This is a genomic window from Streptomyces sp. NPDC042100, assembly GCF_055582325.1.
In genome coordinates this window covers 397,808-415,183 of record NZ_JBVJDK010000001.1, presented here as the reverse complement: position 1 = coordinate 415,183, position 17,376 = coordinate 397,808, and the positions used below count along the sequence as shown (strand labels likewise).

At 74.4% G+C, this 17,376-nt stretch carries 19 protein-coding genes; 8 read left to right on the top strand and 11 right to left on the bottom strand.

Features of this window, described 5'->3' with window-relative positions; all coding sequences use genetic code 11:
* Nucleotides 1–6: 6 nt before the first annotated feature.
* From ACZ6J5_RS01930 to ACZ6J5_RS01915, 4 genes are all read right to left on the bottom strand, one after another.
* Nucleotides 7–2,187: a bifunctional serine/threonine-protein kinase/ABC transporter substrate-binding protein gene (locus ACZ6J5_RS01930; RefSeq protein WP_469386671.1), complete on the bottom strand. Its 2,181-nt coding sequence runs from the start codon at nt 2,185–2,187 to the stop codon at nt 7–9.
* Nucleotides 2,188–2,189: 2 nt separating this feature from the next.
* Complete coding sequence (locus ACZ6J5_RS01925) at nt 2,190–4,661, bottom strand: bifunctional serine/threonine-protein kinase/ABC transporter substrate-binding protein (RefSeq protein WP_469386669.1); 2,472 nt, start codon at nt 4,659–4,661, stop codon at nt 2,190–2,192.
* Nucleotides 4,658–5,509, bottom strand: coding sequence for a hypothetical protein (locus ACZ6J5_RS01920; RefSeq protein WP_469386668.1), 852 nt, complete (start codon nt 5,507–5,509; stop codon nt 4,658–4,660). Before ACZ6J5_RS01920 ends, ACZ6J5_RS01925 begins: the two co-directional genes overlap by 4 nt.
* A gap of 87 nt (nt 5,510–5,596) precedes the next feature.
* Nucleotides 5,597–6,001, bottom strand: a complete 405-nt coding sequence (locus tag ACZ6J5_RS01915) for a winged helix-turn-helix transcriptional regulator (RefSeq protein WP_469386666.1) — start codon at nt 5,999–6,001, stop codon at nt 5,597–5,599.
* Nucleotides 6,002–6,113: 112 nt separating this feature from the next.
* On the opposite strand from ACZ6J5_RS01915, the gene ACZ6J5_RS01910 reads away from it, so the two are divergent.
* Both ACZ6J5_RS01910 and rarD read left to right on the top strand, forming a co-directional pair.
* Nucleotides 6,114–6,989, top strand: coding sequence for an NmrA family NAD(P)-binding protein (locus ACZ6J5_RS01910; RefSeq protein WP_469386664.1), 876 nt, complete (start codon nt 6,114–6,116; stop codon nt 6,987–6,989).
* A gap of 116 nt (nt 6,990–7,105) precedes the next feature.
* Nucleotides 7,106–8,149, top strand: coding sequence for an EamA family transporter RarD (rarD, locus tag ACZ6J5_RS01905; RefSeq protein WP_469386662.1), 1,044 nt, complete (start codon nt 7,106–7,108; stop codon nt 8,147–8,149).
* Nucleotides 8,150–8,152: 3 nt separating this feature from the next.
* Here the strand turns inward: rarD and ACZ6J5_RS01900 are convergent, their stop codons facing one another.
* Nucleotides 8,153–8,485, bottom strand: coding sequence for a DUF6401 family natural product biosynthesis protein (locus tag ACZ6J5_RS01900; protein ID WP_469386660.1), 333 nt, complete (start codon nt 8,483–8,485; stop codon nt 8,153–8,155).
* A 41-nt stretch (nt 8,486–8,526) separates the two neighbouring features.
* Nucleotides 8,527–9,939, bottom strand: a complete 1,413-nt coding sequence (locus tag ACZ6J5_RS01895) for an MFS transporter (protein ID WP_469386658.1) — start codon at nt 9,937–9,939, stop codon at nt 8,527–8,529.
* Nucleotides 9,940–10,041: 102 nt separating this feature from the next.
* On the opposite strand from ACZ6J5_RS01895, the gene ACZ6J5_RS01890 reads away from it, so the two are divergent.
* From ACZ6J5_RS01890 to ACZ6J5_RS01870, 5 genes are all read left to right on the top strand, one after another.
* Entirely contained in the window at nt 10,042–10,503 is a 462-nt protein-coding gene (locus tag ACZ6J5_RS01890; RefSeq protein ID WP_469386656.1) for a winged helix-turn-helix transcriptional regulator, read from the top strand.
* Between the two features lie 58 nt (nt 10,504–10,561).
* On the top strand, nt 10,562–11,017 hold the full coding sequence (locus ACZ6J5_RS01885; protein WP_469386654.1) for a VOC family protein: 456 nt from the start codon (nt 10,562–10,564) through the stop codon (nt 11,015–11,017).
* A 5-nt stretch (nt 11,018–11,022) separates the two neighbouring features.
* On the top strand, nt 11,023–11,853 hold the full coding sequence (gene dapB / locus ACZ6J5_RS01880) for a 4-hydroxy-tetrahydrodipicolinate reductase (protein WP_469386652.1): 831 nt from the start codon (nt 11,023–11,025) through the stop codon (nt 11,851–11,853).
* 98 nt (nt 11,854–11,951) lie between these two features.
* Complete coding sequence (locus ACZ6J5_RS01875) at nt 11,952–12,422, top strand: nuclear transport factor 2 family protein (RefSeq protein WP_469386650.1); 471 nt, start codon at nt 11,952–11,954, stop codon at nt 12,420–12,422.
* 157 nt (nt 12,423–12,579) lie between these two features.
* The gene (locus ACZ6J5_RS01870) at nt 12,580–12,963 is read left to right on the top strand and encodes a hypothetical protein (RefSeq protein ID WP_469386648.1); all 384 of its coding nucleotides are present in this window, start codon (nt 12,580–12,582) and stop codon (nt 12,961–12,963) included.
* A gap of 62 nt (nt 12,964–13,025) precedes the next feature.
* On the opposite strand, the gene ACZ6J5_RS01865 is transcribed toward ACZ6J5_RS01870, so the two are convergent.
* From ACZ6J5_RS01865 to ACZ6J5_RS01845, 5 genes are all read right to left on the bottom strand, one after another.
* Nucleotides 13,026–14,837, bottom strand: a complete 1,812-nt coding sequence (locus tag ACZ6J5_RS01865) for a hypothetical protein (RefSeq protein ID WP_469386646.1) — start codon at nt 14,835–14,837, stop codon at nt 13,026–13,028.
* A gap of 104 nt (nt 14,838–14,941) precedes the next feature.
* A complete protein-coding gene (locus tag ACZ6J5_RS01860; protein WP_469386644.1) occupies nt 14,942–15,454 on the bottom strand; it encodes a DUF1203 domain-containing protein in 513 nt (170 codons plus the stop codon).
* 38 nt (nt 15,455–15,492) lie between these two features.
* Complete coding sequence (locus ACZ6J5_RS01855; RefSeq protein WP_469386643.1) at nt 15,493–15,681, bottom strand: DUF397 domain-containing protein; 189 nt, start codon at nt 15,679–15,681, stop codon at nt 15,493–15,495.
* Nucleotides 15,682–15,690: 9 nt separating this feature from the next.
* Nucleotides 15,691–15,882 (bottom strand): DUF397 domain-containing protein, encoded by a 192-nt coding sequence (locus tag ACZ6J5_RS01850; RefSeq protein ID WP_469386641.1) that lies wholly within the window; start codon nt 15,880–15,882, stop codon nt 15,691–15,693.
* Nucleotides 15,879–16,748 (bottom strand): helix-turn-helix domain-containing protein, encoded by an 870-nt coding sequence (locus ACZ6J5_RS01845; protein ID WP_469386639.1) that lies wholly within the window; start codon nt 16,746–16,748, stop codon nt 15,879–15,881. The genes ACZ6J5_RS01850 and ACZ6J5_RS01845 overlap by 4 nt, the downstream gene beginning before the upstream one ends.
* A gap of 141 nt (nt 16,749–16,889) precedes the next feature.
* Here ACZ6J5_RS01845 and ACZ6J5_RS01840 point away from each other — a divergent pair, with 141 nt between their 5' ends.
* A complete protein-coding gene (locus tag ACZ6J5_RS01840) occupies nt 16,890–17,312 on the top strand; it encodes an ATP-binding protein (RefSeq protein ID WP_469386637.1) in 423 nt (140 codons plus the stop codon).
* Nucleotides 17,313–17,376: the final 64 nt, after the last annotated feature.

The following is a 17,376-nucleotide window of genomic DNA, read 5'->3' as shown; positions in this document are numbered from 1 at the left end:
TCCGCGTCAGCCGCGCTTCGCCGCCTCCACGAAGGGGCCCAGGCACTGGGCGCGGCCGGATCTGATCTGCCAGAGGGTCAGGCCCTTGAGGACCGCCGTCGAGTCCGCGGCGGACCGCGAGTCGTACGACCTGGCCACCCCCCGGTAGGTCCGGTCGTCCGTCAGCAGCGCGTTCGCGACGGCGGCGCTCAGGTTCCCCGGGTTCCTGCCGACGGCCCTGCCCAGCGCCTTCACCGCCCAGAACAGGGCGTCGTACGACTCGACCGCGAAGCGCTCGATCCGGTCGCCGGACCCGAGCCGCCAGCGCGCCCGGTACGCCGCCGCGAACGGCCGGGCGGACGGGACCGTGTCGGGGTCGGTGAAGCCCGCCCCGAAGTACCAGCCCTCGGCCGCCGCGCCCGCCACCGCGAGGAACTCCGGCCCGAACGCGGGCTCGACGCTGCCGGCCGGGCCACGGTAGCCCTGCCCTGCCAGCGCCCTGGCGCACAGTCCGGCCCGGCGCGGCGAGGTCCCGACGTACATCACACCCGTCGGGGAGGCGGCGAGCGCGGCCCGGACGGCGGGGCCGAAGTCCTCGGTGTCCGCCGCGACCGGGTAGGCGGTGACCGTGCCGCCCGCGGGCGGCGTCATCGTGACGTTGCGGACGCCCAGCCAGCTGTACCGGCCGGCGGCCCGGTCCTCGATGACGGCGGTGCGGCCCAGGTCGTGCTCGGTGAGGTAGCGCTTGAAGGGCACGAACATGACGTCGGGGTAGGGGCGCACCTCGAAGTACGTGCGCAGGTCCGGCTTCTGGCCCCGGATCACCCCGTCCGGGACGGTCGCCACCACGCTCAGCACCGGCACCCGGGTGTCGACGAGCGCGTTCGCCAGCGCGGTGGCGGTCCCGGTGGTCGTCGGGCCGAGGGCGAGGGCCAGGGCCGGGTCCTTCAGCAGGGTGCGGGCACCGGCGGCGGCCCGCTCGGGGTCTCCCCCGTCGTCCAGCACCGTGAGCGCCAGGTCGAAGGGCCGGTCGGCACGGGCGTTGAAGGTCTCGGCGGCGAGCCTGAGCCCGCGTTCCTGCGCCCGCCCGTCCGCGCGGGTGGGGCCGCTCAGGTCGGTCAGCACGCCGAGGGTGTGGGCCGCGCGGACGGTCCCCGCGCCGGCGCCGCCCGGGCCCGGTCCGGCCGGGGCGCGGCCGAGCAGCCAGGCGGTGAGGCCGCCGGCGCTGGCGACGGCGGCGGCGGAGCCGGCGATCAGGAGGCGGCGCCGGGAGGGGCCCCCGGGCTCCTCGTCCGCCACCAGGAGGGTCGGGTCGGCGACCGGGAGGTCCAGGATCCGGGCGGAGCTCCGCGCGATCAGCGCGGGCAGCCCGTCCGGGAGCCAGTCGCGGGCGGGCCCGTCGGCGGGGCCCAGCAGGTCCCGCAGCGCGGCGGCGGCGGGCCGGTCCGCCGCGTCTTTGGCGAGGCAGGCGGTGACGAGCGGCAGCAGCGTCGCGGGCAGGCCGTCGAGGTCGGGTTCCTCGTGCACCGTGCGGTAGACGACGGCGGCCACCGGGCCCGTACCGAAGGGGCGGCGGCCGGTCAGGGCGTACGCGAGGACGCAGCCCAGCGAGAAGACGTCGCTGGCCGGGCCGACCTCGCCCGCCCCGGGGGCGCGGGCCTGTTCGGGGGCGAGGAAGCCGGGCGTGCCGATCATCGCGCCGGTGGCGGTGAGCGCGGTGGCGCCGCTGATCCGGGCGATGCCGAAGTCGATGAGCCGGGGTCCGTCGAGGGCGAGCAGCACGTTGCCGGGCTTGACGTCCCGGTGGACGAGCCCGGCGGCGTGCAGCGTGTCGAGGGCGTCGGCGAGCCGGGCGCCGAGGGCCCGGACGGTCGGTTCGGGCAGCGGGCCGTGCCCGGCGACGGCCTCGGCGAGCGAGGGGCCGGGCACGAACTCGGTGGCCAGCCACGGCTCGTGGGCCTCCGGGTCGGCGCCGAGGACCCGGACGGCCCAGCGCCCGGTGATCCGCCCGGCGGCCTCCGCCTCGCGCCGGAAGCGGGCCCGGAAGCCGGGGTCGGCGGCGTGCTCGGCGCGGATCAGCTTGAGCGCGGCGAGGGCGCCGCCCGCCGACCGGGCGAGGTAGACCACGCCCATGCCGCCCGCGCCGAGCCGCCCGAGCAGCCGGTAGCCGGCGAGCGCGGAGGGGTCGGAGCGCGTGAGCGGCCGCACGTTCAGCCCTTCCCCGCCTTGCGGGGCTCGGCGGGCGCGGCACCCAGGAAGGCGTAGGCGCCGTTCCGTACGCCGTACAGGAAGGTGCCGTTGCCTTGGAGTTCTCCGGTCTCCTGGAAGGCGTAGGCGCCCATGGCCCCGGTGTGGACCTGCTTGCGCAGGTCCTCCCAGAGGCCCGCGTGGGTGAGCGGGCCCTTGGCCCCGCCGGTGGTGATCCGGTTCAGGATCAGGTCGACGATGTCGAAGGACTCGCCGGTGTAGTAGGCCGGGGAGGTGCCGTAGCGCGCGCGGTGGGCGTCGAGGAAGTCCTGGGTGAGCTTGCGGTCGGCCGCCGTCTGCTTCGGGTCGGCGGCGCGCTGGACGGGATCGACGACGGGCGCGCTGACGGTCCAGCCCTCGGCGGCGCCGCCCGCCCCCTTCAGGAACTGCTCGCCGAACACGCGCTGGCCGGTGAACCGGGGCCCGGTGAAGCCGAGTTCGCGCAGGGCGCGGGCGGCGAGCACGGCGGTGGCGGGCACCCCGCAGTGGACGTACGCGTCGATGCCGGCGTCGATCATCTCGCCGAGGACCGCGCGGTAGTCGACGGCCCGGCTCGGCACCACGCGGAAGTGCGGGGTGATCCCGGCCCGTGCGAAGCCGAAGCGGGTGCCGCCGGTGTACTGCCAGCTGTACTGGTCGTCGGTCCTGTCCTGGAGGACTCCGGGGCGGCGCACCCCCGGCTGTCGGGTGACCGCCCAGGCGAGGTAGGTGCCGGCCACGGTGTGGTTCGGGATGGCGCGGAGCACGGCCGTGTTCCTGGGGCCGTTGTCGCCCCGCAGGGTGAGCAGGTGGTAGCCGCAGGAGACGGTGAGGAGCGGGACGTTCGTCTCCTCGAAGGCGGGGAGCGCGGCCTCCCCGGTGTCGTCGGAGGTGGGGCCGAGAACGGCGATCACCGAGGGGTCGGAGGTGAGCTTCCGGGCGGCGGCGAGGGCGCCCGAGGCGTCCCCCCGGTCGTCGGAGACCTTGAGCCGGACGGTGAACGGCCTGCCCTGGTGGGCCGCGTTGAACCGCTCGACGGCGAGCCGGGCGCCGCGCTCCTGGGCCCGGCCGATGGCCTGGGCGGGGCCGGACAGGTCGGCGAGGACGCCGATGGTCCAGGTGCGGGAGGCGCGCGGGGCGGGCGGGGCGGGCTTCCCGTCGCGCCGGGAGTTCCACAGGGCGTACCCGCCGCCGCCCGCCGCGAGCACGGCGGCGCCCGCGCCGAGCGCCAGGAAGGCGCGTCGGCTGGGCCTCGGCGGCTGGGCGCCGGGGTCGGTGCCGTTGCCGTTGCCGTTGCCGTTGCCGTTGCCGTTGCCGGGCAGGGTCGCTTCGATGTCGGGCAGCGCGAGCATGGCCGCCGCGCGTTCGGCGATCGTGGTGACGACGGGCGCGGGCAGCCAGTCGGCGGGGGCACCGGGGGACGGCTGGTCCGTGGTGCGGGCGGGGGTGTGGCCAGTGGCGTCCTCGGTCGCCCCGGGGCCGTCGGGGCTCCCCTCGGCATCACCGGGGCTCCCCTCGGCATCACCGGGGCTCCCCTCGGCGCCACCGGGGCTCCCCTCGGCGCCACCGGGGCTCCCCTCGGCGAGCCGGCCGGCGAGCTCGGTGGCGGTCGGGCGGGCGGCCGGGTCCTTGGCGAGGCAGGCGGTCAGGAGCGGCAGCAGGGCCTCGGGGACGCCGGCGAGGTCGGGCCGGTCGTGGACGGTCCGGTAGAGCAGGGCGTCCGCCGTGCCGCCGCCGAAGGGCGGGCGCCCGGTCGTCGCGAACGCGAGGAGGCAGCCGAGCGCGAAGACGTCGGCGGGCGGGCCGACGAGGTCGGTGCGGGCCTCCGCCTGCTCGGGGGCGAGGAAGCCGGGGGTGCCGACGACGATGTCGGTCGAGGTGAGCCCGGCCTCCCCGGCCGCGCGGGCGATGCCGAAGTCGATGAGGCGGGGGCCGTCGACGGCCAGCAGCACGTTGCCGGGCTTCACGTCCCGGTGGACGATCCCGGCCGCATGGACGGCGGCGAGCGCCCGCGCGACGCCGGTGCCGAGGATCCGGACGCTCCGCTCGGGCAGCGGCCCGTGCGCGCGGACGGCCTCGCCGACGGAGGGTCCGGGGACGAAGGCGGTCGCCATCCAGGGTTCGGGCGCGTCGGGGTCGGCGCCGGTCACGGGCACGGCCCAGGGGCTGGCGACGCGCCGGGCGGCCTCGACCTCGCGGCGGAAGCGGATCCGGAAGTCGCCCTGGTCGGCCTGGTCGGCGTGGGTGACCTTGACGGCGGCGAGCTCGCCGGTGCCGGTGCGGCCGAGGTAGACCACGCCCATGCCGCCCGCGCCGAGCCGACCGAGCAGCCGGTAGCCGGCGAGCGTGGAGGGGTCTGCGGGCAGCAGGGGCTGGAGGGCGCCGGGGCCGGGGTCCGGCCGGCGTCCGGCGGGCCGGGAGTCCGACGGCGGGCCGGACTCGGGGGTCGGGATCATCGCTGGACTCCCCACTGCTTCTTGGCGCGTTCCTGCATGACGACACTGGCGTTCGCCTGTGCCGAGGTGACGTCGTTCTCGGTGTAGCCGGGGGCGCCCTTCACCACGACGGCGACGGTGGCCTGTCCGACGCGGGTCTGCATCCAGGTGTAGAACTGCTCGCCCTTGAAGGTCTCGTTGAGGTACCGACCCCGCTCCAGGAGGGTGTCGGCCGCGTACGCGTTGCCGGAGACGCCGTAGGGGACGCCGAGGGAGATGAGGCCGCTGATCCGCTCCCCCTCCCGCAGCCGCTGGTCCGGGCAGCGCAGCGCCTCCTCCAGGGTCCCGGCCATCTCCCAGTCGGCGTCGGACTCGGTGCGGTGGACGGTCACCGTGGCGGCGACCCGCAGCGGGCCCTTGCCGCCGGCGCCCGGGATCTCGCCGTAGGCGGTGACGCTGGCGAGGACGGTACGGGGCAGGGCGCCCGCCTCCCAGGTGCACCCCGCGTCGAGGACCGGCCAGGAGCCGGGCCCGCTGAGGTACGGCGTGCGCTTGACGTACTCGGGGCCCCAGTCGTCGGGCCCGGCCACGATCGCGAGGGCGAGCCGCCGGGCCTCGGCGGCGGTGCGCGTGGCCTTCGCGGGGTCGGCGGTGAAGGGCGGTCCGGTGGGGGTGGGGCTGGCGGTCGGGGCGGGCGCGGTCGAGGGGGTGGCCGAGGCGCCCGTGCCCGGGGTCCGGGTGGCCGAGGCGCCGCCCGTTCCCCCGCTCCCGCCCCCGCCTCCCGACGAGCAACCCGCGAGCAGCGCCGCGCCCGCCGCCGCCACCGCGCCCGCGCGCAGCAGCCGTCCGTACCCGGATCCATCCCTCACGCGTTCCCCCACGGTCGCTCGCACGATCCCCCGGTCGGTGAGGGAGATCGTACGGCCCTGGAGGGTCAACTCGCCCGGGCTACAACGTCATTGGGACGCGGTGCGTACCTCGTCGTAACGCTCCCGGGCCTCCTGGACGGCGGGCAGCCGCCGCTCCGTCCAGCGGGCCAGCGCGTCGACCTGCTCGGCGGCCTCGCGGCCGAGCGCGGTGAGGCTGTAGTCGACGCGGGGCGGGATCACGGGCTGGGCGGCGCGGTGCACCAGGCCGTCGCGCTCCAGGGTCTGGAGGGTCTGGGTCAGCATCTTCTCGCTGACCCCGCCGACCGCCCGGCGCAGCTCGCCGAAGCGGTACGAGCGCTCCAGCAGGACGATGAGGATGAGCACGCCCCAGCGGCTGGTGACGTGCTCCAGGACGCGCCGCTCGGGGCACATCGCGTCGACCACGACGGGGTGCCGGAGCCCGCCGGCACCACTCGGCTCACTTACTCCCATGCCAGTACCTTACTTCAAGGTGGGTACTTACGAATCGATAGTGCACGCCGTACGGTGAGTGGAGCCCCTCCCTCCGAGGCCCCCGCCCCCGCCCACCCCCAAGGAGCGCACCATGAGCATCGTCGTCACCGGAGCCACCGGCCAGCTCGGCCGCCTCGTCATCGACGCCCTCCTCGCCACCCCCGGCGTCGCCGCCGGTTCCGTCGCCGCCGTCGTCCGCGACAAGGAGAAGGCGGCGGACCTGGCCGAGCGCGGGGTGGAACTGCGGATCGCCGACTACGACCGCCCCGAGACCCTGGCCGCCGCCTTCGCGGCGGGCGACCGGGTGCTGCTGATCTCGGGCAGCGAGGTCGGGCGCCGGATCCCGCAGCACACCGCCGTCCTGGCCGCCGCCAAGGCCGCCGGCGTCGCGCAGCTCGCGTACACCGGCATCCTCGGCGGACCCGAGGCCGACTTCCTGCTCGCCGAGGAGCACACGGCGACCGAGCGGGCGATCCTCGACTCGGGGGTGCCGTACACCTTCCTCCGCAACGGCTGGTACACCGAGAACTACACGGCGAACCTCGCCCCGGTACTGGCCCACGGCGCCGTCGTCGCCAACGCGGGCGAGGGCCGCATCGCGTCCGCCGCCCGCGTGGACTACGCCGAGGCCGCCGCCGCCGTCCTGACCGGCCCCACCGAGGAGCACCTGAACCGCGCGTACGAGCTGAACGGCGACGTCTCGTGGCCGCTCGCCGCGTACGCGGCGGAGGTCGCCCGGCAGACCGGCCGGGAGATCGCGTACACGAACGTGCCCGCCGCCGCCCACCTGGACATCCTCACCGGCGCCGGGGTGCCGGCCCCCTTCGCCGAGATCCTGGTCGACGTGGACCGGGCCGTCGCCCTGGGCGCGCTCGCGAGCCGAGGCGACGACCTGGCGCGCCTGATCGGACGCCCGACCACGCCGCTCGCCGACACGGTCGCGGCGGCCCTGGCCGCCACCGCCTGAGCCGCCCGTCGACGCCCTCCGGATTCGTCAGGACCGTATACCGATACGGACATGACATCCCGCCCCGCGCGGCGCTACCTTCGACAGGACAGCGTGGCGCGGGGCGGGGAGGTTCGGTGAAGGACGACAACGAGGCCCGGACAGGGCTCATCTACGGGATCGGCGCCTACGGGATGTGGGGGCTGGTCCCGCTCTTCTGGCCGCTGCTCAAGCCCTCGGGCGCGGTCGAGATCCTGGCCCACCGGATGGTCTGGTCGCTCGCCGTCGTGGCGCTCGCGCTGCTCGCGATGCGCCACTGGAGCTGGCTGCCCGCGCTGATGCGCAGCCCGCGCAAGCTGGCCCTGATCACCGTCGCCGCGGCCGTGATCAGCGTCAACTGGTGCCTGTACATCTGGTCCGTCAACAACGGGCAGGTCGTCGAGGCGTCGCTCGGCTACTTCATCAACCCGCTCGTCACGATCGCGCTCGGCGTCCTGGTCCTGAAGGAGCGGCTGCGCCCGGCGCAGTGGGCGGCGGTCGGCATCGGCTGCGCGGCGGTCGTCGTGCTGTCCATCGGCTACGGACGCCTGCCCTGGATCTCCCTCACGCTCGCCTTCTCCTTCGCGATCTACGGCCTGGTGAAGAAGAAGGTCAACCTCGGCGGCGTGGAGTCGCTCGCGGCCGAGACGGCCGTGCTGTTCCTGCCCGCGCTCGGCTACCTCGTCTGGCTCGGCACCCAGGGCTCGCTCACCTTCGGCGCCCACGGCACCGGCCACGCCGCGCTGCTCGCGTCCACGGGCGTGGTGACGGCCGTCCCGCTGATCTGCTTCGGCGCCGCCGCGATCCGCGTCCCGCTCTCGACCCTGGGCCTGCTCCAGTACCTGGCGCCGGTCTTCCAGTTCACGCTCGGCGTCGTCTACTTCCACGAGGCGATGCCGCCGGAGCGCTGGGCGGGCTTCTCGCTGGTCTGGCTGGCCCTGACGGTCCTCACCTGGGACGCCCTGCGCACGGCCCGCCGCAGCCGCCTGGCGGTGGCGAAGGCGACAGCGACAGCGACAGCGACAGCGACAGCGACAGCGACGAACGCGGCGACGGCCGTGGCCGCGCCGGGAACGGCGACGGGGACCACCACGGCCGCCACGGAGGCCGCGCCGCCCGCCGCCACCCGGGAACCGGCGTGACCCCTACGCCCCGGCGTCGGCGTCCAGGAGACCGTGGTCCCGGATCAGCCGGCAGACCGCGGTGAGCCGGAGGCTCGCGAAGTCGTGGCCTCCGACCGGTTCGACCCAGGACGCCTCGGTCAGCCAGTCGGTGAAGCCGAGGACGTAGTCCCCCAGCTCCTCCCGCCCCACCGTCCGGTCCCGCGCCCCGCGCTGGGCCGGGACGAGGGCGTCGCGCACGGCCGCCGCGTGCTGGTCGAGCGCGGCCAGCAGCCCCGGCTCGGCGGAGCATTCCGCGAGCCGGGGCGCGTAGGCGGCGGCGAGACCGGCGAGAGGACAACCGGGCGAATCGTTCATTCCTCCACGTTAGGGGCGGAGGCGGTCGCCCCGGACCCCCCTCAGACCGTGAGCTTGCTCGCAGCGGCGGCGGCCGGCTCGACCGGAGCCCGGTCCCCCGCACCGGGCCTTCCCCGCACCCCCGTGGCGGAGATCACCGCCCCGAGCGCCACCATCGCCAGCGGGATCAGCAGCCCCGCCCGGATGCCGTCGAAGCCGCCGCCCGCGATCCCGTACACCGCGGTCACCGCCGCCACGCCGACCGCCGAGCCGAACTGGGTGGCCGTGGTCAGCAGTCCGCTCGCGAGCCCCTGCTCCTCCTCCGCGACCCCGTCCGTGCCGACGATGGTCAGCGGGCCGTACGCCAGGCTGAACGCGAGCCCCGTGAGCAGCAGCGCCGGGAACATCGCCGCGTACGAGCGGTCCGGCCCGACGGGCAGGAAGAGGGCATACGAGAGGACCGCGAGGACGAAGCCGCCGAGGATCACCTTGGCGTTGCCGTACCGGGCGACCAGTCTCGGGGTCAGCGTCGGCGCGAGGATCGCGTCGACGCCCATCACCAGCAGGGCGAAGGCCGTCTGGAGCGAGGACCAGCCGCGCAGCTCCTGGAGGTAGAGGGTGGCGAGGAACTGGAAGCCGAAGAAGGAGCCGACGAAGAGCAGCGCGCCGAGGTCGGCCCGGACGAGCGGGGCGCGGCGCAGCAGTCCGAGGCGGACGAGCGGGGCGGCGGCCCGGCGTTCGACGGCGACGAAGGCGCCGACGAGGGCGAGCCCGGCGGCGAGGACGGCGGCGGTCAGCTGCCAGCCGTCGAGCCCGTGCTCCAGGCGGACGAGGCCGTAGGCGAGCAGCAGCATGGCCCCGGCGGCGCTGAGCGCGCCGGCCACGTCGAAGCCCGCGGAGCCGCGGGCGGGCCGGGCCTCGGCCGGGATCAGCCGGATCGCGGCGACGAGGATGACGGCGGCGAGCAGGACGGGCGCGAAGAACACCCAGCGCCAGCCGCCCAGCGTCGTCAGCACGCCGCCGATGACGAGGCCGAGCGAGAAGCCGCCGGCGGCGGTGCCCGCGAAGACGAGCAGCGCCTTGTCGCGCTGGGGGCCCTCGGGGTACGAGGTGGTGATGATCGACATCGCGGCGGGGGTCATGAACGCGGCGGCGACACCGGTCACGAAGCGGGCCAGGATCAGCGTCCAGCCGTCCTGGGCGAAGCCGCCGAGCCCGGAGAAGACGAGGAAGACGGTGAGCCAGCCGAGGAACATCCGGCGGCGGCCGAGGAGGTCGGCGGCCCGGCCGCCGAGCAGGGTGAAGCCGGCGTAGCCGAGGACGTAGGCCGACATGACCCAGGCGGTGGTGCCGGTGGCGAGGCCCAGGTCGGCGCGGACGGCGGGGACGGCGACGGCGAGCATGGCGACGTCGATGCCTTCGAGGAAGATCGTCCCGCAGAGGACGAGCAGCAGGCTCCAGGCGCGTACGGACACAACTGTCTCCAGGTCGGGGAGGGTTGGGGAAGGTGATGGTTACGGAAGAGACGGCCGGTTCCCTCTTGTAACCACCTGCATCCTGCGGCAGCATCGGGTCCCATGGAAGAAGGCACTTTGAAGTCACCGAGTCACTGCGCGGATACCGACTACGCGTCCGGCGCCGCCGCGACCGGCGCCGACACCGACCCCTTCCAGTGGGACACCCGCGAGGACTGCGAGGTGCGGCAGATCCTGGACCGGGTCGCCGACAAGTGGTCGCTGCTGGTCATCGCCCTGCTCGACCGCCGGAAGCTGCGCTTCACGGAGCTGCGCCGGGAGATCGACGGCGTCAGCCAGCGGATGCTGACCGTGACGCTGCGGCAGTTGGAGCGGGACGGCCTGGTGAAGCGGACCGTGTACCCGGTGGTCCCGCCGCGCGTGGAGTACGAACTGACGCCGCTGGGCCGCACGTTGCACACGACGATCCGCGCGCTGGTGACCTGGACCGAGGAGCACCAGAACGAGATCGCGGCGGCGCGCGAGGAGTACGACGCCCGGGAGGCGGCGGCCGCCGCGGCCTGAGCGGGCCGGGCCGCACGGGCTCCCACCGACTGTCAGACCCCTCCCGTATAACCGTCACATGACCACTCCCGTGCACTGGAAGCTCGTCGTCGACTGCGCCGATCCGCACGCCCAGGCCGCGTTCTGGGCGGCGGCGCTGGCCTACCGGGAGGAGGACCACAGCGGCCTGATCGCCACGCTCCTGGCCGCCGGGGCCGTCCCGCCCGCCGCCACGCTCACCGTCCGGGGCCGGGCCGCCTGGCACGACCTGGCCGCCGTCCGGCACCCGGACGACCCGCACGACCCGGCGTCGGACACGGGGCTCGGCCGCCGGATCCTCTTCCAGCGCGTGCCGGAGCCGAAGACCGGCAAGAACCGCCTCCACATCGACCTGCACCCCCAGACCGACAGCAGGGCGTCGGAGGTCGCCCGGCTGACGGCGCTCGGCGCCTCGGTGCTGCGGGAAGTGGAGCAGCCCGGAGGGAGTTGGGTCGTGATGTCGGACCCGGAAGGCAACGAGTTCTGCGTACATTAACCCGTATGATCCGAATTTGCTTCGCCGGCGTGACCGGCTGGACCGCCCCGCCGATCCTCGCGGGCATCGCGCACGCCGACGACCTGGAGCTGGTCGCGGGCGTCTCCCGGTCGGCGGCGGGCCGCCCACTGGCCGAGGTGACGGGGGTCCGCGCCGAGGGCACGGTGTACGCCTCGGTGGCCGAGGCCCTCGCCGCGACCCCGGTGGACGTGCTGGTCGACTACACGAGCGCGGCGGCCGTGCGGGAGGACGTGTGGGCGGCCGTCGAGGCGGGCGTCCACGTGGTCGTCGGCTCCAGCGGCCTCACCGCCGAGGACTACGCCGAGCTCGACGCGCTGGCCCGCGCGCGGGGTGTCGGGGTGATCGCGGCGGGCAACTTCTCGGTGATGGCGGCGGTCCTCGCGCGCGCCGCCGAGCTCGCGGCGGAGCACCTGGACCACTGGGAGATCATCGACTACGCGAGCGCCGCCAAGCCGGACGTGCCGAGCGGCACGGCCCGCGAGCTCGCCGAGACCCTGAGCGGCATCCGGGCGCCCGAACAGGGCGTGCCGGTGGAGCAGGTGCACGGCCCGGCGGAGGCGCGGGGCGCCGACGTGGCGGGCAGCCGCGTGCACTCCGTACGCCTGCCGAGCTTCCTGCTCAGCACGGAGATCGTCTTCGGCGGCGACGGCGAGCGCCTGACCCTCCGCCACGACGCGGGCGCGACCCCCGACCCGTACACGGCGGGCACGCTGCTCGCGGTGCGGCGGGTGGGCGAGGCGGTGGGGGTGCGGCGGGGGCTGGGGACGCTGCTGTTCGACGCCTCGCCGCCTGCGGAAGCCCCCGGGAAGCCCTGACCCCGGGAAGCCTTGAACCGGGGAGGTCTTGACCCCTGGGAAGCCTTGAATCGGAGAGGCCTTGACCTCAAGCGCACTTGAGGTACGAGGGTGGGGGCATGGACACCGAAGAGATGCGCCGTCAGCTGCGAGCCCTGACCGACCGTGCCGAGATCACCGACCTGATGGACCGCTACCTCCGCTCCCTGGACGACGGGATCTTCGACGAGGAGTGGGCCCGCGCCTTCCACACCGAGGACGTCACCGCCGAGATGCCGATCGGCACCGTGCGCGGGCGGGAGGCCGTGAGGGCCCGGATCGAGCAGGGCATGGCGCTGTTCGACCGGACGGTGCACATGGGCACCAACGCCGTCGTCGAGGTCGACGGCGACCGGGCCACCGCCCGGGGCGCCCAGCTGAGCACCCACATCCTGGCGGACGGGCCGGACGGCCCCGGCGACCTGTTCGTCTCCGCCGGCCACACCGAGTCCGAACTGGTCAGGACCCCGGAGGGCTGGCGGATCGCCGCCTCGGCGCTGCGGATCGCGTGGACCCGGGGCACGCCGCCGCACGTTCCGGCCGACGCGTAGGGGGCCCGCCCGCGGCTTCCGCACGCCCCCGCGGATGCGTCATCGCGCCGGACGCGCGGTGTTGGCAGCCCGGCACTCGGCCGGAAGCCTGGGAAGCATGATGAGTTCACAGGGCACGTGGAAGGCGACCAGCCGTACGAAGAGGATCAGCGCGGCCGTGACCGCGGCTGTGGCGGTCGCCTGGGGAACGTTGTTCGCGGGGGCACCGGCGGCCGCCGCCGGTGCCCTTTCGATCGAGGTCGGGGCGAGCTACTACAAGGGCACGCCGACCTGGTCGAACCGGTCGGTCGCCATCGACGGACTGTTCAAGGCCACCGGGTGCCGGCGGGTCTACGCACGGGCCTGGGCGGGCAGCACCTCGCTGGACTTCAAGAGCACCAGCACCTGGTGCGACAGGGCCGGGGAAGCGGACTTCTCCCTTACCGCGAACGTCGTCGGCGGGTCCGACTCCATCTGGGTGTACATGACCGACGCGAACCAGACCATCCTCGAAGGCCAGACCTGCTACCGCTCCGGCTCCTGCGTCGACGGCCTGCGCTAGTACGGCGACGGGCCCGGCCCCCGCATCGGGGGCCGGGCCTGGGCGAACGGTCGCCGTCCCGGCTACGGACGCCGTGACCTGCGGGTGCTCCGCCGCAGCAGCACGCCTATCGCGACGCAGCCGACCGCGGCGACGCCCGCGACGAGAGCGGTCGTACCGGTACTGGCCAGCCCACTGCCGGAGCCGGAGCCCGGCCCCTGACTGCTGCTGGGCAGCGGGGCGGGGGTGCCGCTCGCGTCCGGGGTGACGGTCGGCTTGGGCGTGTGGGTGGGGTCGGGATCGGGGTCGGGACTGCCGGTCGGGTCCGGCCGACCGGTGGGGTCGGTGGTCGGGTCCGTGGTCGGGTCCGTCGTCGGATCGGTCGTCGGGTCCGTCGTCGGATCGGTCGTCGGATCGGTCGTCGGGTCCGTGGTCGGGTCCGGTTCCTTCACCGACGTGATCGTCGCGTCGTCCTCGTTGTTCGACAGGTCGGGGTCCGGGGTGTCCTCGGAGCGGGCGACCACGTGGTTGGTCAGTTCGCCCTCCCCCGACACGCGGGCCTCGACGGTGAGTTCGGCGGTGGCTCCGGCGGCGAGCCGGCCCACCTGCCAGACGCCGGTCGCCGCGTCGAAGGAACCCGTGCCGGTGGTGCCGGAGACGAGTTCGAGCCCCGCCGGGACGGTGTCGGCGACCGTGACGCCCTCCGCGTCCGAGGGGCCGTCGTTCTTCAGCGTCACGGTGAAGCGGGCCGTCCCGCCGGGCGCGACCTGCGCGTTCGCGGCGGCCTTGGTGACCGCGAGGTCGGCCGCGGGGCCCACGGGGGTCACGGTGGTGTTGGACGTGGAGGTGAAGGTCTCGTCGCCGAGCGGGTCGCCGTAGCCGGTGGTGGCGGTGTTGTCGACGGTGCCGCCGACCGCCTCGGTCAGGACGCGCACCTGGAAGGAGACGGTCACCCGCTCCTCGGGCTGGAGGCTGCCGCCGTTCGCCACGCCCGCGCCCGCGCCGAGCCGGAACCGTACGGCGTCCCCGAGCAGCTCGGCACTGTCGTCGCCCGCCGCGTCGGTGCGCGCCCCGGTGCCGGAGCCCCGTACGACGGCCAGTGAGCCCGGCACGTACTCGGTCCCCTTGGGCAGCGCGTCGTCCAGGACCACGTTCACGGCCCGGTCGCCGCCGCCGTTGCGGACGTCGAGGCTGTACTCCAGGACGTCACCGACCTGCGCGGGAGAGTGCTCGTTCCGGTTGGCGACCGACTTGGTGGTGACCAGGCAGGGGCCGGTGCCGAAGCTGATGCCGTCGAGGAAGTTGCCCATGGTGGGGTCGCCGCTCGCGGTGGACACCGCGCGGAACCCGAACATGGTCCTCGTCTGTCCCTCGGGCACCTTGTACGTTCCCGAGTGCTCGCCCCACGCGTCCTTGCCGTCGGTGAGCGGCCCCTGCGAGGCGAGCGCCCCGCCGGGGGCGCCGACCAGCACCTCCATGGTGTCCTGGCCGGTGCGGCCCCGGTGGTCGAGCCGCCAGCGCAGGACCTCGCCGGGGGTGGTCGCCACCTCCTGGTAGAGCGTGGAGTCCTCGTTGGCGTTCAGCTCGGCGAACTGGCGCCCTTCGGCGGCGGGGACGCCCTTGTAGCCGGTCGACCAGAGTTCGATCTTGCCGTCGGACTCGCTCGTCCTCCAGCCGGGGACGGTGCTGTCGGCCACGAACCGGAAGGTGTCGTCCGGGATGGCCGGCTGCTCGAAGCCGCCGTTGGTGAGGGAGACGGTGCCGTCGCACGTGGTGGGCGACGGGTCGGCGGCTGCGGCCGTGCCCGTGATCATCGTCAGGGAGGCGACGGGCACGAGGAGCAGGGATATCGCGGTGAGTCCGCTCAGCCCGGCTCTCAGATTCTTCCTACGCATAACCAAAGGAGCCTAGGGCGACCATCTCGCGCCGCGTTCCCGCTTTCGTCCCGCCTTCGCGGGGCCTCCTCCCCCACTTGGAAGGGCCTTTCGGCCCTCCGCCGTCAGGGGCGCCGTACCTCGAAGAGGAAGCAGCCGTACTCGACGGCCCGGACGTGCACGAACGCGACCTCAGGGTCCGCGAACGCCTCGCCGAAGGCGCGGTCGAACCCGGCCTCGGCCTCGCTGGGCACCTCCAGGAGCCGCCCGCCGGCGATCCGCCCCCGGCCGTCGTACCGCCGCACCGTCCGCAGCACCCCGGCCCGCCCGAAGGGGTACGCGTCGGGCCCGGACACGGGCCCCCCGCACTCCTCGGCGTGGACGAACACGGGCCCCTGCTCGTCGTACGCCCCGGGCTCGACCCCGGCCCCGGCGGCCCACCGCCGCAGCGGCGCGTACGAGACGAGCGCGATCCGCTCCCCCGCCTCGGCCCGCCGCAGACAGCACCGCAGCGGACTGCCGACGCCCTCGTCCTCGGTGACGTCGTACGGGACACAGGGCCGCCCGGCGTCATCGACGCGGCGCAGCTCGGCGAGGGCGGTGAGCGGGATGGGGCGGGGGGTGTAAGTGGTTGCCATGCGTCCAGCCTCACGCGGGTGGGGCGTGGACGCTGGCGCTATTCGGACGCGGAGTCCACGAACACGGCCCAGGCCGAGGAACCGAACCCGAGCCGGGCGCGGTCCGCATCCTTGGAGTCGCGGACGTGGACGGTGCCGGGGGTGACGGCGATCTCGACGCAGTCGGTGCCTTCGCTGTTGCTGCTGTAGCTGCTCTTGAACCAGGCCAGCTCGGACTCGTCGGCCATGTCGCTCCTCTACTCTCCGCAGGCGTGCGTCACGAACCCGGCCCACGCCGCCGACCCGAAGCCGAGGCGGGCGCCGTCCGCGTCCTTGGAGTCGCGGACGTGGACGGTGCCGGGAGTGGCGGCGACCTCGACGCAGTCGTTGCCATTACCGCTGCTGCTGTAGCTGCTCTTGAACCAGTCCAGCTCGGGGGTGCGGATCATGTCTCTCCCAGCAGTTGCTCGATGAAGTCCCGCGACTCCGCCGGAGTGAGGGCCTTGGACCGGATGATGCCATAGCGCAGATCCAAGATCCGGAGTCGTTTGAGGTCGGAGACCGGACGGCCGCCGAAGTCACCGTCCATGCGTCCGACCGCCGTGCCGTCCCCGAACTTCAGCACCTCGATCACCCCTCCCGTACCGGGGTGATCGGCGCGCTCTGTCGGCATCACCTGAATCTCGACGTTGGGCAACTCGCTCACCTCCATGAGTCGTTCCAACTGGCGACGCAGCACCATCCTCCCCCCGATGGGCCGCCGCAGCGACACCTCTTCCTGGATGAAGCTGAACTCCGGCGCGGGGTCCTTCTCCAGCACTGAGCTGCGCGCCATCCGCGCTGCCAAGTACCGCTCCAGTTCCTCGGCCCCGTACGCCGGACGCCAGGTCCGCATGATTGCCCGGGAGAAGTCCTCCGTCTGCAACAGTCCGTGGACGTTGAAGTTGGAGTACAGGCAGAACTCGACCGCCCGCGCCTCCAGCTTCGCCAGGCTCCGTACCGTCTTCGGGTACTGGACCTCCAGGATGTCCTTCTTCATCGCCGAGATGACCCCGTCGGCGCCGACCACCTCGTCCACCCTGTCCAGGAACTCCGGGCGCGGAATCCGGGCACCCCGCTCGACCTTGCGGACCATGTCCTCGCCGTAGCCGATCCGGGCACCCAGGTCACCCGCCCGAAGCCCCTTCGCCTCCCGCCACGCCTTGATCTGGCGCCCCACCGTCGCCACGACCGCCGCACCGGACTCGTCACCGGGCTCGACCTCCCAGCCGGGCTCGTCCGCACCCGGACCGTTCACCTCGTCGTCCACGCTCATGCGCGCCACCTCCTTCGGCCCCGCCCTACCCCCGGGGTGGTCCTGGACAGTCGAGACAAGGCCGGACAGTCGCGGGACAGTAACCGTACGTAAGGGCATGTTCGATGGGCAGCGTAAGCAGCCGCCGCCACGCTGGGTGACATGAACGAAGAACCCACCCAACTCTTGGCGCCTGCACGCCAATTCGGAATCCAGCTCTCCGCCACCCGCCGAGGCGCCCGGCTGGCCCGGCTGCTCGTCGCGGAGCAGGTGCGCTCGTGGGAGCTGGGCCACCTGTCGGAGGCGGCGACGCAGATCGTGGCCGAGCTCGCGGCGAACGCCGTCACACACGGGCGCGTCGCGGGGCGGGACTTCCGGCTCGCCCTCCTCGTCCAGGGGGACGCGCTGCGGATCGAGGTCGCGGACACGCGGGGTGACCGGATGCCCCGGCTCGGGCGGCCCGGCGGCGGGGCGGAGTCGGGGCGGGGGCTGCTGATCGTGGAGGGGCTGGCGACGCGCGGCTGGGGCGTGCGGCTCGGGCCCATGCCCGGGAAGACCGTATGGGCGGAACTGGCCCTGGAATAGGGGCCGCCGCGTCGCGCACGTCCGCGACGCGGCGGCCCACGCCGTAAAGGCTTTAAAGGCTTGG